Here is a 13,138-nt window from a genome sequence, read left to right on the forward strand (position 1 = left end):
CAGTAGTAGGGAACACCGAGCAACGAGAACAGCTCGAAAGCCACATCGGCCTTCAGCTTGGCATGCTCCATCGTCTCGCCAAACCAGGGCCGTTCGAATGTCTGGCCGCCGAACGGATCGCCGCCCGGCCAGGCGAAGGTGTGCCAATAGGCCACGGCAAAGCGCAGATGATCTTCGAGGCGCTTGCCGAGCACGATTTCGTCGGGATTGTAGTGGCGGTAGGCCAGCGGGTTGGTGCTGCTGGTGCCTTCATATTTGACGGGCTTGATGTCGCCGAAATAGCCGGTGCTCATAGGGGGGACTCCTTTCAATGAGTGCCGATAACCGCCCGCTGCGGGGCGGCGTGCGAAATTCCGAATTCGATTACCTCTGCGGTAATTGGTCTGGATCGAGCCCAATGGCAAAACGGCTGCGTCAACGAAGACATCCCTGACGGAGACCTCAAATGACCGACCACAACACCATCGCCCAGAACTACATCGCAGCCTGGAACGAGACCGACGCCACGCGCCGCGCCGGACTCGTGGAAGCTGCATTCACCACCGATATTCTGTACCGCGACCCGATCATGCAGGGCGACGGCCACCAAGGCATCACGACACTGGTCCAGGGCGTCCACGCGCAGTTCCCGGGCTTCCGCTTCACGCTCAAGGGCAATGTCGACGGCTTCGGCGACAATGTCCGCTTTTCCTGGGGCCTTGGCCCTGATGGTGCCGAAGCCGTGATCGAAGGCACCGATTTCGGCGTCCTCGAAAATGGCAGGCTGAGCCGCGTCACCGGCTTCCTCGACAAGGTGCCGACATAAGCCGGCATCCCCTGCTTTGGGCTCAGGCAGCATCTGTCGCGGCCTTGATGGCTGGATAAAGCCTGCGATAGCGCCGGTAAGCCTGGTCATAGGCGCCAGCGAGCGCTGCGACGGGCTCGATGGTTTCGGCGGTCGCGGGCGGCGTGCAGACGGCGTAGGGATCGGCCCCTTCCGCCGCGATCAGGCCTAATCGCGCGGCACCGAAAGCCGCACCGAAGTCGCCATCAGCGGGAATGTCGACGGGAACGCCCAACGCGGTGGCAATCGCCTTCAGCCAGTAGCGCGAGCGCGAACCGCCGCCGATGGCGGTCACCCGTTCCAGCCTGGTGCCGGCCTTCTCAAGCGCTTCAAGGCTGTCGCGGAAAGCAAAGGCCACGCCTTCGAGCACGGCTTGCGTCATCCCCGCACGGTCGATCTCATGGGCAAGACCGGTGAATGAACCCCGGATCGCCGCATCATTGTAGGGCGTGCGCTCGCCCGAGAGATAAGGCAGGAAGTTGACGCCCGACGGCGCACGCAATTCATCGCCCAGTTCGCCGGTCAGTTCGACAGCATTCTTGCCAGTAATATTGCTCAGCCAGTTGAGCGAATCCGTCGCCGACAATATGACGCCCATCTGGTGCCAGGCATTGGGCAGCGCGTGACAGAAGGTGTGAACGGCACTTTCAGGATTGGGCAGGTAAGCGCCGTTGGCGGCAAATAGCACGCCAGATGTGCCGAGCGACACAAAGGCAGAGCCCGGCCGAACGGTGCCCATGCCACAGGCTGAAGCCGCGTTGTCGCCTGCCCCACCTGCGATCACGACCGAAGGTGCCATGCCCCATTTGGCAGCCAGTTCGGCGCGCAATTGCCCCGCACGCTCGGTGCCTTCGACCAGATGCGGCATGTGGCTTTCATCGAGATCGGTCGCTGCCAGAAGTTCGGGTGACCAGCGTCTCCCCGCAACATCAAGCCATGCGGTTCCGGCAGAGTCCGACATTTCGGAGATGTGCTCGCCCGACAGCCAGAGCCGGAGATAATCCTTGGGCAAAAGCACCTTCGCCACCTTGGCGAAAATGGCCGGCTCGTTGGCCTTCACCCAGGCCAGCTTGGGTGCGGTGAAGCCGGGGAAAACGATGTTGCCGGTAATCTTGCGGAAGCGCGGATCGGCGTCGAGCCTGGCGGCTTCGGCATGGCTGCGCGTGTCGTTCCACAGGATGCAGGGGCGCAGCACATTGCCGCCGGCGTCGAGCAGCGTCGCGCCATGCATCTGGCCGGACAGGCCGATGCCACGAACGGCAGCAAGTTCTCTGGGATAGGCCGCCTTGAGCTCGGCAATCGCTTCTTCGGTGGCGCGGATCCAGTCGGCCGGGTTCTGCTCGGACCAGCCGGGATGCGGCCGCGACACGTCGAGCGAACCGTGACCGGAGCCGACCACCTTCTGCTCGGCGTCGATGAGTAGCGCCTTGACGCCCGATGTGCCGAGATCCAGCCCGAGATACATGATTACTCCTCCCGATGGCGTGCGCAAAAACTCAGCGCCACGGCCTCGCAGTTTCAGCGGCGATGACCCGAAAACGGCCAAGCCTCAGACCCGTTCCTCCGACGGACATCGTTTCATATCAAAAAATCCGTGGTCTGAAAGTGGTAGTGCGGCTATTTTTTTCGAATCTCGCAAAAAATATCAAGGCACTGCGCAAACAGGGCGACCCGGTCATCCATGGGCGAGAAATGCCGCGCGTTGGACAAACAGCTGGGACAACGGGCTGGCCGGTCTTGCTGCGTTCCGCTCGGTGGCGAGGGTGACGGCAAGCGCATCATCACCGGCCCGAAGTGCCGCCTCGATCAGCGTCAGGTCAATGACGTCGCGTTGGGCATGGCTGCCGCCGAAACGATGCGCAATGGCGCGCACCGGCTGGAGCAGACGTGCAGTCTCGCCATAACGCCCCTCGCCGAACGCCTTGACTGCGAGCGAGACCGGATGGCCGACGTCGCGCGTGAAGGCGGCATTGTCGTCTTCTCCTGCGATAGCCTCGCGCTGCGCCACGAGCAGCGCCCGCGCCGGTGCTTCGAGCCCGGCGCCGACGAAAGCCATCATCGCATGCGCGTCGTTGAAGGCGTAGTTGCCGGCGGCGGCTTTCGGCTCCCAGTTGGCTGCAACGGTGACCCAGCGGTCGCCGACATCGACGCCGCCGAGATGCAGCCGCCACAGGATCGCCGTGGCATCGACCATGTCGAGCGCCACCGTCGAGCGCGCGCCGTAGATCGGTCCGTCAAATAGCGCGAGCACCTCGTCGGTCTCGCCGAGATCGTAGTGGAACAGCGCCAGATGCCACCAGTTGTGGACCTGGAGAAAGCTCTCTTTCGTCCAGGCCTCGGCATTGGCGCGCATCCAGGCGATACCATCGCGCTGGCGGCTTTGCATTTCCATGACATGCGCCACGGCATGCTGCGCCCAGCCGTCGCGCGGCTCGATCGCAACCGCCTCGCGGCCCAGGGCCTCCGCCTTTATATATTCGCCCATCTCCTCGAAGCCGAAGGCCTGCATGCCCAGGATCGCGTGATATCCTGGCATGCTTGGGCTCCACGCCGGCATTGCGTGGGCGATGCGGTCRCGCAGCATGCGCGMATKGCCGGTGAAGAAGTCGATCTGATGGCCGGCCTGCAGCGCCAGCGCATCGCGCGGGTATTCGATGGTCAACTGTTCAAGGATACGCCCGGCATCATGCCAGTGGCCGTTGGCAAGGCGGCCAAGTGCTTCGACATGCGCCCTTTCCCTCGCTGTTGCAGCCAGCCCTGCTGCCATGGCATGGCAATCGCTGGCCACGCCCATTGCCTCGCGCTCGGTCGAAAGGCCATAGAGCCAGCCTTTCAGCACATGCGCCATGACGAAATCGGGCGCTGCAGCAATCGCCGCATTGGCCGAGCCGACCGGATCGCCGACGAAGCGCTGCAGTTCGCTCACGCCGCGCTCATAGTGCGCCAGGGCGGCGTCGCCAGTACCCGAAAGCGTGAGACCCAGCCGATCCCTCACCACCGCATCAAACCTCAGTGTCCGGTGCGCACCGCGGCAGCCGCGATGCCGGCGCCGACCAGCAGCGTGCCGCCGGTACGGTTGAAGATGCGAATGGCGCGCGGATTGGCGACCACGCTGCGAGCACGCGCCGCGACCAGCGCGTATCCGAAGGCATTGGCGAATGCGAGCGTCAGGAAGGTCAGTTCGAAGATCAACATCTGGGTCCAGAAATCGCCGTTGCGGTCGAGGAACTGGGGCAGGAAGGCAACGAAGAATGTGATGCTCTTGGGGTTGAGCGCGGTCACGATCCAGGCATGCGCCATCATCTTTGCCGCAGACGAAGCGTCCGTCCGTGGCTTGGCGTCAAGCGCTCCACCGGCGCGGAACAGCTTGATGCCGAGATAGATGAGATAGGCAGCGCCTATCCACTTCAGCAAGGTGAAGACGGTGGCCGAAGCCGCAAGCAGCGCGCCGATGCCGAGCATCGACAGGGTCATTGCGGTGAAATCGCCAAGTGCTACGCCGACCGCCATCGGCAGCGCCGTGCGCCAGCCTTGGCCGAGCGCGTAGGATACAACCAGCAGGATGGTCGGCCCCGGAATGACGAGCAGCACCGCGGACGCGGCGGCAAAGGCGGCCCAGCTTTCAAACGACATGTAAACGCTCCCTCTTTGTATCTGGGATCAAGCTCCGCCACGGCACCGATGTAAAGCCCTTAACGCAGCACATGCGGCGTTCATGCTTTTTCAACCATGAATGGTGAAAATGCGAACTATCCAGCCGGGTCCGCCCGGTGTCTGGCCGCCCCCGCGTAAACAGTGGAATTGTGCCGTGTCGAAATCGCCTGCCCCCTCGAAGCCCGACCTTAACGATCGCGCCCCGAATTTTGCCTCGCGCCGCAAAGTGCTCTTCGGCCTCGGCGCCGCCGGCCTGCTCGCGGGCTGCAGCCGCAGCATGGATTTCGAACTCCCGGCCATGGGGCTCGACACCACCACGACCGGTTCGATCCGGCCGCAGATCAGCGTCGACAAGCAGGTCACCCGCCCCGAGTTGATGTATGCGTCCTTCACCGACGAAGGATACCAGCTGCCCGAAATCCCGTTCGCCAAGGTCGACCCGAAATTCCGCCGCCAGATCGTTGTCGATCCGACCGGCGAAGCACCCGGCACGATCGTTGTTCGGCTGCAGGAACGCTATCTCTATCTTGTCCAGCCCGGCGGCGACGCCATCCGCTACGGTGTCGGCATCGGCCGCGACGGCTTCTTGTGGAATGGCCGCGCCAATATCCAGTACGGCAAGAAGTGGCCGACCTGGACGCCGCCCCGCGAGATGATCGCGCGCAAGCCGGAGCTCGTTAAGTGGGCTGGCGGCCAGCCCGGCGGCCTCGACAATCCGCTCGGCGCACGCGCGCTCTACATCTTCAAGGATGGCCAGGACACCGGCTACCGCGTCCACGGCTCACCCGAATGGTGGACCATCGGCCAGGCGATGTCGTCGGGCTGCGTGCGCMTGATCAATCAGGACGTCATCGACCTCTACAGCCGCGTCAACGGCAAGACGCCGATCGTCGTCGGCTAGCTGGCGGCCGGCCGGAGCATTGGCCCCGGCCCAAAGCCCTGAATCTCCCATTGCGTCCGCTCCCCGGAAGGGCGCATGCTCAAGAAAATGCCAGATGGGAGGACAACGTCCATGCCTTCGACATTCGTGATCGCGCAAGGCGGCGGACCGACCGCCGTGATCAACCAGACGATGGCCGGCGCTGTGCTCGAAATCCGCCGCCGCCACCCCAAGGCACGCATTCTGGGCGCGCGCCATGGCGTGCGCGGCATTCGCGACGGCGACTATGTCGACCTGACCGACATTGCAGAAGAACAGCTTCTGCGCATAGCCGCGACGCCCAGTGCTGCCCTTGGCAGCACACGCGACAAGCCCGACGCTGCCTATTGCCAAGTCATCCTCGAGGGGCTGAAGAAAGCCGACGCCCGCGCCTTCATCTATATCGGCGGCAACGACACCGCCGGCACCCAGCAGATCCTGGCCGACGCAGCGCAAGGTGCCATTGCTTTCGTGCACGCGCCCAAGACCATCGACAACGATCTCGAGGAAAACGACCACGTGCCGGGCTTCATCTCGGCGGCCGAATTCGTTGCCGGCGCCTTTCTCAGCGTCGATCTCGATTTCCGCGCATTGCCAGGCATCTATGTCGGCATCGTCATGGGCCGCCACGCCGGCTTTCTGACCGCTGCTGCGGCGGCCTGGCGCGACGACACCAGCGACGGCCCGCACCTGATCTATGTGCCCGAGCGCGCCTTTTCGGTGCCGCGCTTCATCGACGAAGTGAAGGCTACACTTGCCCGTCATCGCCGTTGCGTCGTCGCCGTCTCCGAGGGCGTCACCACCGCCGACGGCAAGGCCTTGGTCGAAAGCATCGTGCCTGCCGACAAGCTCGAACGCGACGCGCATGGCAACATCAAGCTGTCGGGCAGCGATTTGAGCCGCGCCTTCGAAAACGCGCTGGCTGAAGGGCTTCCGGGCAAGCGCGCCCGTGTCGACGCACTCGGCTACATGCCGCGCGGCTATATCGGCGCGGTCAACGCGGTCGATGCGCAGGAAGCGTTTGAGGCCGGCGTGTTCGCCATCGATGCGGCCGACAAGGGCGGCGGTTCCGTGGCGCTGAAGTATGAGGGCGGCAAGACGGTGCTCAAGCTCGTGCCGCTCACCAATGTCGCCGGCAAGACCCGACACATGCCCGAAGATTTCATGCTTCCCGACGTCAACCACCTGTCGGAAAAAGGCATGGATTACCTAAGGCGGCTGGTGCCCGGCCGCTTCAAGATCGGCAGGCCTTTCGTTTGACGCCACGTCCCGGCTGGTTTTCGAAAAGCATCGTCGACGACACGACGACGATGCTGACCGAACCCTTCGTCACTGACTATTGCCGCGCCAACATGTGGCTGGTGCGCGGGCGCGACTTCGATCTTCTGGTCGACACCGGCATGGGCATCTGCCCGCTCGCGCCCGAAATTGATATCCGGCCGGGCAAGCCGCTGCTCGCAGTMGCAACCCACGTCCATCTCGACCATGTCGGCTCGTTGCACGAATTCTCGTGGCGCGCCGGCCCGCGCATCGAGGCCGCATTCTTCGAGACGATGCCGGACGAAGCAACCTACGCCCACATGTTCCGCGATTTTTCCGGCGCGGTATCGGAACTGCCCTATCCCGGCTGGACCTCTGCCGACTACGCGATCAAACCTGCGCCGCTTCACCGCCTATTGGATGAAGGCGACGAGATCGACCTTGGCGACAGGAGCTTCCACGTGCTGCATCTGCCTGGGCATTCCCCAGGCTCGATCGGTCTGTTCGACGCGCATGACGGCACGCTGTTCAGCGGCGACGCCATCCATGGCGGTCTCCTGGTCGACGATATGCCGGATTCCGACCGCACAGCCTATTGCGCGACGATGCGCCGGCTTCTGGAGCTGCCCGTGCGTGTGGCCCATGGCGGCCATGCCGAGAGCATCGATCGACTAAGGATGCGGGAGATCGCGGAGGATTTTCTGAGAAAGAATGAGGGTTAGCCCCCTCACCCCAGCCCTTCCTCAAAACCGCTGATCGCTTTGACCTCGAGGAAATCCTCCAGTCCCCACTTGCCGCCCTCGCGGCCGAGGCCCGACTGCTTGTAGCCGCCGAAGGGGCTGCCATAGGGACGGTCGGCACCATTGATCTGCACCATGCCGGCCCTGAGCTTGCGCGCCACGCGCTGGGCACGCGCCTTGTCGCCCGACTGAACATAGGCCGACAGGCCATAAGGCGTGTCGTTGGCAATCGCGATCGCCTCTTCTTCGGTCTCGAAGGGGATCATCGCCAGCACCGGTCCGAACACCTCTTCTCGGGCGATGCGCATGTCATTGTTGACGTCGGCGAAGACGGTAGGCCTGACATAATAGCCGCGGTTGAAACCCTCCGGACGTCCGAGCCCGCCGGCAACGACGCGCGCGCCTTCCTTGATGGCGACGTCAATCAGGCCTTGGACCTTGTCGAACTGCACGTCGGACGACAGCGGTCCGATATGGTCGCCCTCCTCGGCCGGATTGCCGACCTTCACAGTGGCGGCGTACCTGGCCGCGATGTCGACCGCCTTGTCGTAGACCGGGCGCTGCACCAGCATGCGCGTCGGCGCATTGCAGGACTGGCCGGTGTTTTCGAAGCAATGCGCCAGCCCGCGCGTCACCGCATCTTCAAGGTCGACATCTGCGAAGACGATGTTGGGCGATTTGCCGCCAAGCTCCAGCGCAACACGCTTGACCGTCTCCGATGCTGCCTTGGTGACCGCAACGCCAGCCCGCGTCGAGCCGGTGAACGACATCATGTCGATGCCGGGATGGCGCGACATCGCCTCGCCCACGCTCGGCCCGTCGCCATTGACCATGTTGAACACGCCGGCCGGGAAGCCGGCCTCCTCCATCATCTCGGCGAAGACGATCGACGACATCGGCGCGATCTCGGACGGCTTCAGCACCACCGTGCAGCCGGCGGCAAGTGCGGGCACCACTTTCAGCGTCACCTGGTTCATCGGCCAGTTCCAGGGCGTGATCAGCCCGCAAACGCCGATCGGCTCGCGCACGATGCGCTCCTGCGGATTTTTCTCATCGAGCGGCTCCTCAAATTCGAAGCCCTTCAGCACTTCGATGAAGCTCGCGATGTGACCGGCACCGCATGCAGCCTGCGATTCCAGCGCCAGCTTCATCGGCGCACCCATCTCCCAGGAGATCGCATTGGCCATGTCGCGCATGCGCCTGTTATACGCGGCGAGCAGCTTTTCGAGCAGGGCAAGACGCTGCTCGCGGCTGGTCGCGCTCCATGCCGGGAAGGCGCGCTGGGCCGCCGCCACCGCCTTGTCGACATCGGCGGCCGAGCCCAGCGAAATGACGGCAAAGGGCTGCTCGTCGGCCGGGTTGATGACCTCGAGCTCCTTCGCCATTGTTGGCGCGACCCATTTTCCGTCGATGAAGAAATTCGTCTTGCGCAGCATGGCAGGCTCCTTGTTTGGCAGATTTGTAGAGCAGCGCACAGCGCGCCCATGTCTTGAATCCGACCGCATTTGTAGGCCGGCAGCCCCAGCGCGGGAAGGCTTGGGTCACTGCTTGGCGGCCTGTGACACAATGTCAGTAGGTTTTGGTAATATAGCCGGTGGCGGGTGGATCGTACGCCAGGTTGTTTTTATAAGGCTCCTCCATCGAGGCCACCATCATGTCCATATCGGGTTCGCGTCGCCAGGCGGCGATCGCCTTCATCTTTGTCACCGCCGTTCTCGACATCGTGGCGATGGGCATCATCATCCCTGTGCTGCCGTCGCTGATCGAAGAATTCGCCGGCTCCAATGCCGATGCTGGCTGGATCAACGGTGTCTTCGTTGCCCTTTGGGCCTTCATGCAGTTCGTCTGCTCGCCGATCATCGGTTCGCTGTCCGACCGCTACGGCCGCCGGCCGGTGATCCTTTTGTCGACCGCTGGCCTTGCCGCCGACTATGTGCTGATGGCGCTGGCGCCCAACCTGTGGTGGCTGGCGCTTGGCCGCATCGTTGCCGGCATCACCTCGTCGAGCTTCACCACCGTCTTCGCCTACATGGCCGACATCACCCCGCCAGAAGGCCGCGCCCGCGCCTATGGCCTGATCGGTGCTGCGTTCAGCGCCGGTTTTGTCGCCGGCCCGTTGATGGGCGGCTTCCTCGGCGAAATCTCGCCACGCGCGCCGTTCTGGGTGGCGGCGGCGATGAGCGGGCTCGCCTTTCTCTATGGTGCCTTCGTCCTGCCGGAATCGCTGGCGCCGGAAAAGCGCATGGAATTCTCCTGGCGCAGGGCCAACCCTTTCGGCGCGATGATGCTGCTGCGCTCGCACCCCGAGCTGACCGGCCTTGCAGGCGTGACCTTCCTCCTGCACTTCGCCCACCACGTCTTCTCGGCCGTGTTCGTGCTCTATGCTGCCTATCGCTACAACTGGCATGCCTGGGAGGTCGGCACCTTGCTGGCACTTGTCGGCGTGCTCGACATGATCATGCAGGGACTGGTCGTCGGCCCGGTCGTCAAGCGCTTCGGCGACCGCGCCACCATGGTGTTCGGCCTGTTTGGCGGCGCAGTCGGCATCGCCTACATGGGCTGGGCGCCCAGCGGCTTGTGGTTCACGCTGGCGATGATCCCCAACGCGCTGTGGGGCCTTGCCATGCCCACGACCCAGTCGCTGATGACCCAGCGCGTTTCGGAATCCGAACAGGGCCAGCTGCAAGGCGCGAATATGAGCGTGGCAAGCATCGCCGGCGTATTGTCGCCGCTGTTTTTTGGCGCTGTCTATGCCTGGACGCTGCGCGAAGGCACGCCTATGCCCTACCCCGGCCTCGCCTTCTACCTCGCCGCCGTCGTGCTGCTTGCCGCTGCCCTGCTCGGCTGGGCGGTTGCCCGCAAGGCCGGCCGTGCCGACGAAGCGGAAAAAACTGCCTGAGATCAGGGACTGAACGCCATCAGCTCTTGTCGACCGGCTTTGAGCGCATGCGCGACACGGTCTCGCGCTCGGCGCGTTTGCAGCGCATCGGCGGCAGGTTGCGGTCGATGAGCGCCATGTCTTCCAGCACCATCTCGCCCATGCGCTTGAAGGCGATGTCGAGCGCGCCGGCGCGGTGGGCGGAACGCAGGAACCCGGGCAGCGAACGCACCGGATGATCCTTCGCCGGCGGCTCCTCGGGAAAGACATCGCTGGCAGCAAGGATGTGGCCACTGCGCACAGCTTCCATCAAATCCGGGAAATCTACGACACCAGCGCGGCTGAGCAAGATGAACGCTGCTCCCTTGCGCATGCTGGCAAAGGATCTTGCGTCGAGAAAACCCTGGTTCTCGCTTGTCGCCGAAGCGACGACGAAGACAAGATCGCTGCCAGACAAGACCTCGTCGAGCGATGCGGGCGTCACGCCATGCTCAATCAGCACGGAAGGCGGCAGCCATGGGTCGAAGGCCTTGATCCGCGCCCGAAATCCTTGAAGCAGGCGGTGCAGCGCCTTGCCGAGATCGCCGAAGCCGATGAAGCCGACCTCCGAACCTGAGAGCAGCCGCGCCGTCCGGTTGCCCTCGGAGCCCCACAGCTCATTACCCTGCCGGAACGCCAGGTCGGCATCCACCACCCCGCGCGCCAGGTCGAGCGCGAAGGCGAGCCCGATTTCGGCCACCGGCTCGGCGAAAACCTGGCTCGGCGTGACGACATGTATGCCATGCTGAAACAGGTAGTCGTAGGGCATGTTGTCGAGCAAATTGCCTTCGACGTTGAAGATGCAGCGCAAGGACCGCATCCGCGTCAACGTCACCTGCGACAGCGGCGGCTGGCCAACGATGAAGCGGACTTGCGCCAGCGTATTGTCATCGAGTGCGGCGATACCAGTGGGCTCGACTTCGATGATTTCGTACTTTTCGTGCAGCACGCCAAGAGCGCTCGGTGACAAGATCAGGTCGAGCGTGCGCGGTGCTGGTGAACTCAACACAAGCGGTTTTTCGGCCTTGGCCATATCTCCTCCTGCAGTGCTGCCTCAGCCGTGGTCCAGCCCGAGCGCCTGGATCAGGTGCTCGCCGGTGATCACCCTCTCCACTTCCTCGATGCTCGACTTCTTTGGATCGATGTCGTCGGCAACGATCTTGCCGCCGCGCATGACGACGATCCGGTCGACCACCTGGAAAACGTGGTGGATGTTGTGGGCGATGAAGATGCAGGAGTGACCAGTGTCGCGCACCTCGCGCACGAAGCGCAGCACGCCTTGCGTTTCGGCCACGCCCAGATTGTTGGTCGGCTCGTCGAGCACGATCAGGCTGCTTTCGAAATGCATGGCGCGCGCGATGGCCACCGCCTGGCGTTCGCCACCCGACAGAGCGCCTATCGGCGTATTCGGCGGGATGTCCTTGGTGATGCCGACGCGTTTCAACAGGCTGCGCGCCACCTCGTTCATCGCATCGTGGTCGAGCCTGTTGAGCAGGCGCGGCCCCTTGATCGGTTCGCGACCGAGAAACAGGTTGCGGGCGATCGACAGTTGCGGCACCAGCGCTGAGTCCTGGTAGATGGTCTCGATACCGTTGGCGATGGCGTCGGTGGTGCTCTTCATCACCACCTCCTTGCCCTTGACGTAGATTTCTCCGCTGGTCATCGGCACCGCACCCGACAGCACTTTGATCAGCGTCGACTTGCCAGCACCATTGTCGCCCAGCAGACCGACGACCTCATGCGTGTTGACCGTCAGCGAGACGTCCCGGAGCGCGTGGATACGCCCATAGAACTTGTTGATGTTCTGCATGCGAACGAGTTCTTGGGTCATCGCTCAGGTTCCCGCATTGTGGCGGCGTTCGAGCCAGGAATGCAGCGCCATCATGCCAAGGATGATCGCACCGATGAAGATGTTGTAGGCCAGCCCCGGCACGCCGACCATGACGATGCCGTTGCGCATGATGCGCAGGATGAAGATGCCGAGCACCGTGCCGATGATGGTGCCACGGCCGCCGGTCAGCACCGTGCCGCCAATAACCACCATGGCGATCACTTCGAGTTCGTAGCCGGTGCCGCTGTTGGGGTTCGCCGCCGATGTGCGGATCGAGCTGATGATGCCGGCAAACGCCGCCATCGCCGACGACACCATGAACAGCAACACCTTGGTGCGGTTGACGTTGACGCCTCGGGCACGCGCCGCGTTGGGGTTGCCGCCTGAAGCCTGGATCCAGTTGCCGGCCTTGGTCTGGGTCAGCACGTAGTGGGCAAGGAAAGCAAACAGCGCGAACCACAGCAAGGACATGTAGATGCGGAAGCCGCCGATATAGAACTCGCCGACCAGCAGCTGCGCCAGCCACTGACCTTCGGCGTTCCAGGTGCGCTGGGGAAAACCGTCAGTGATGTAGAGTGCGGAACCGCGCGCGATCAAGAGCATGCCGAGCGTCACCAGGAAGGACGGGATCGCAAGCCGCGTGACGAACCAGCCGTTGACGAAGCCGATCAGCAGCGCAATGCCGATCGCGATCAGGAATGCGACCCACAGGGGCGCAAGACCGGTGTTGAACACCGTCCACATCACCACCGCCGACAGACCGAACACCGAGCCGACCGACAGGTCGAATTCGCCCGACGTCATCAACAGCGTCATCGCCAGCGCGATCAGCCCGAGCTCGACGGTAAAGGCGAGCGTGTTGGAGATGTTCAGCGGTGACAGGAAGTCCGGATTGATCGACCAGAAGATCGCGATTTCCAGAATGAGCAGGACCAATGGCCCGAATTCAGGCTTCGCAATGAAGCCCTGCGCAAATGATCGATTTTCCATGGCT

The 13,138-nt window shown here is 63.5% G+C and carries 12 protein-coding genes and 1 pseudogene; 5 read left to right on the plus strand and 8 right to left on the minus strand.

Annotated features, from left to right (window positions below; translation table 11 throughout):
• Window positions 1-293 (minus strand): annotated as a pseudogene (locus tag AC1DWF_RS14795) (xylose isomerase); the annotation flags it as partial.
• A gap of 152 nt (window positions 294-445) precedes the next feature.
• Between AC1DWF_RS14795 and AC1DWF_RS14800 the strand changes: the two are divergent.
• On the plus strand, window positions 446-805 hold the full coding sequence (locus AC1DWF_RS14800; protein ID WP_476784055.1) for a nuclear transport factor 2 family protein: 360 nt from the start codon (window positions 446-448) through the stop codon (window positions 803-805).
• 22 nt (window positions 806-827) lie between these two features.
• On the opposite strand, the gene xylB is transcribed toward AC1DWF_RS14800, so the two are convergent.
• The 3 genes from xylB to AC1DWF_RS14815 form a co-directional block, all read right to left on the minus strand.
• Entirely contained in the window at window positions 828-2,288 is a 1,461-nt protein-coding gene (gene xylB, locus AC1DWF_RS14805) for a xylulokinase (RefSeq protein WP_476784054.1), read from the minus strand.
• 210 nt (window positions 2,289-2,498) lie between these two features.
• Window positions 2,499-3,818 carry a tetratricopeptide repeat protein gene (locus tag AC1DWF_RS14810; RefSeq protein WP_476841800.1) on the minus strand — a complete coding sequence of 440 codons (1,320 nt, stop codon included), beginning with the start codon at window positions 3,816-3,818 and terminating at the stop codon, window positions 2,499-2,501.
• Between the two features lie 14 nt (window positions 3,819-3,832).
• Window positions 3,833-4,456, minus strand: coding sequence for a LysE family translocator (locus tag AC1DWF_RS14815; protein WP_476784052.1), 624 nt, complete (start codon window positions 4,454-4,456; stop codon window positions 3,833-3,835).
• Window positions 4,457-4,631: 175 nt separating this feature from the next.
• On the opposite strand from AC1DWF_RS14815, the gene AC1DWF_RS14820 reads away from it, so the two are divergent.
• From AC1DWF_RS14820 to AC1DWF_RS14830, 3 genes are all read left to right on the plus strand, one after another.
• Window positions 4,632-5,378, plus strand: a complete 747-nt coding sequence (locus AC1DWF_RS14820) for a L,D-transpeptidase (protein WP_476841801.1) — start codon at window positions 4,632-4,634, stop codon at window positions 5,376-5,378.
• Between the two features lie 111 nt (window positions 5,379-5,489).
• A complete protein-coding gene (locus tag AC1DWF_RS14825) occupies window positions 5,490-6,656 on the plus strand; it encodes a diphosphate--fructose-6-phosphate 1-phosphotransferase (protein ID WP_476804328.1) in 1,167 nt (388 codons plus the stop codon).
• Between the two features lie 50 nt (window positions 6,657-6,706).
• On the plus strand, window positions 6,707-7,378 hold the full coding sequence (locus tag AC1DWF_RS14830) for an MBL fold metallo-hydrolase (RefSeq protein WP_476785467.1): 672 nt from the start codon (window positions 6,707-6,709) through the stop codon (window positions 7,376-7,378).
• Between the two features lie 5 nt (window positions 7,379-7,383).
• Here the strand turns inward: AC1DWF_RS14830 and AC1DWF_RS14835 are convergent, their stop codons facing one another.
• Window positions 7,384-8,832, minus strand: a complete 1,449-nt coding sequence (locus AC1DWF_RS14835; protein WP_476785465.1) for an aldehyde dehydrogenase family protein — start codon at window positions 8,830-8,832, stop codon at window positions 7,384-7,386.
• Between the two features lie 218 nt (window positions 8,833-9,050).
• Between AC1DWF_RS14835 and AC1DWF_RS14840 the strand changes: the two genes are divergently transcribed.
• Window positions 9,051-10,295, plus strand: coding sequence for a TCR/Tet family MFS transporter (locus AC1DWF_RS14840; RefSeq protein WP_476785464.1), 1,245 nt, complete (start codon window positions 9,051-9,053; stop codon window positions 10,293-10,295).
• Between the two features lie 19 nt (window positions 10,296-10,314).
• Here the strand turns inward: AC1DWF_RS14840 and AC1DWF_RS14845 are convergent, their stop codons facing one another.
• From AC1DWF_RS14845 to AC1DWF_RS14855, 3 genes are read right to left on the minus strand one after another with little or no spacing between them, the layout of a single operon-like run.
• On the minus strand, window positions 10,315-11,346 hold the full coding sequence (locus AC1DWF_RS14845) for a hydroxyacid dehydrogenase (RefSeq protein WP_476789484.1): 1,032 nt from the start codon (window positions 11,344-11,346) through the stop codon (window positions 10,315-10,317).
• 21 nt (window positions 11,347-11,367) lie between these two features.
• Entirely contained in the window at window positions 11,368-12,144 is a 777-nt protein-coding gene (locus AC1DWF_RS14850; RefSeq protein WP_476804327.1) for an ATP-binding cassette domain-containing protein, read from the minus strand.
• 3 nt (window positions 12,145-12,147) lie between these two features.
• Complete coding sequence (locus tag AC1DWF_RS14855; protein ID WP_476786300.1) at window positions 12,148-13,134, minus strand: ABC transporter permease; 987 nt, start codon at window positions 13,132-13,134, stop codon at window positions 12,148-12,150.
• Window positions 13,135-13,138: the final 4 nt, after the last annotated feature.

Source organism: Aminobacter sp. P4_D5 (assembly GCF_056401815.1).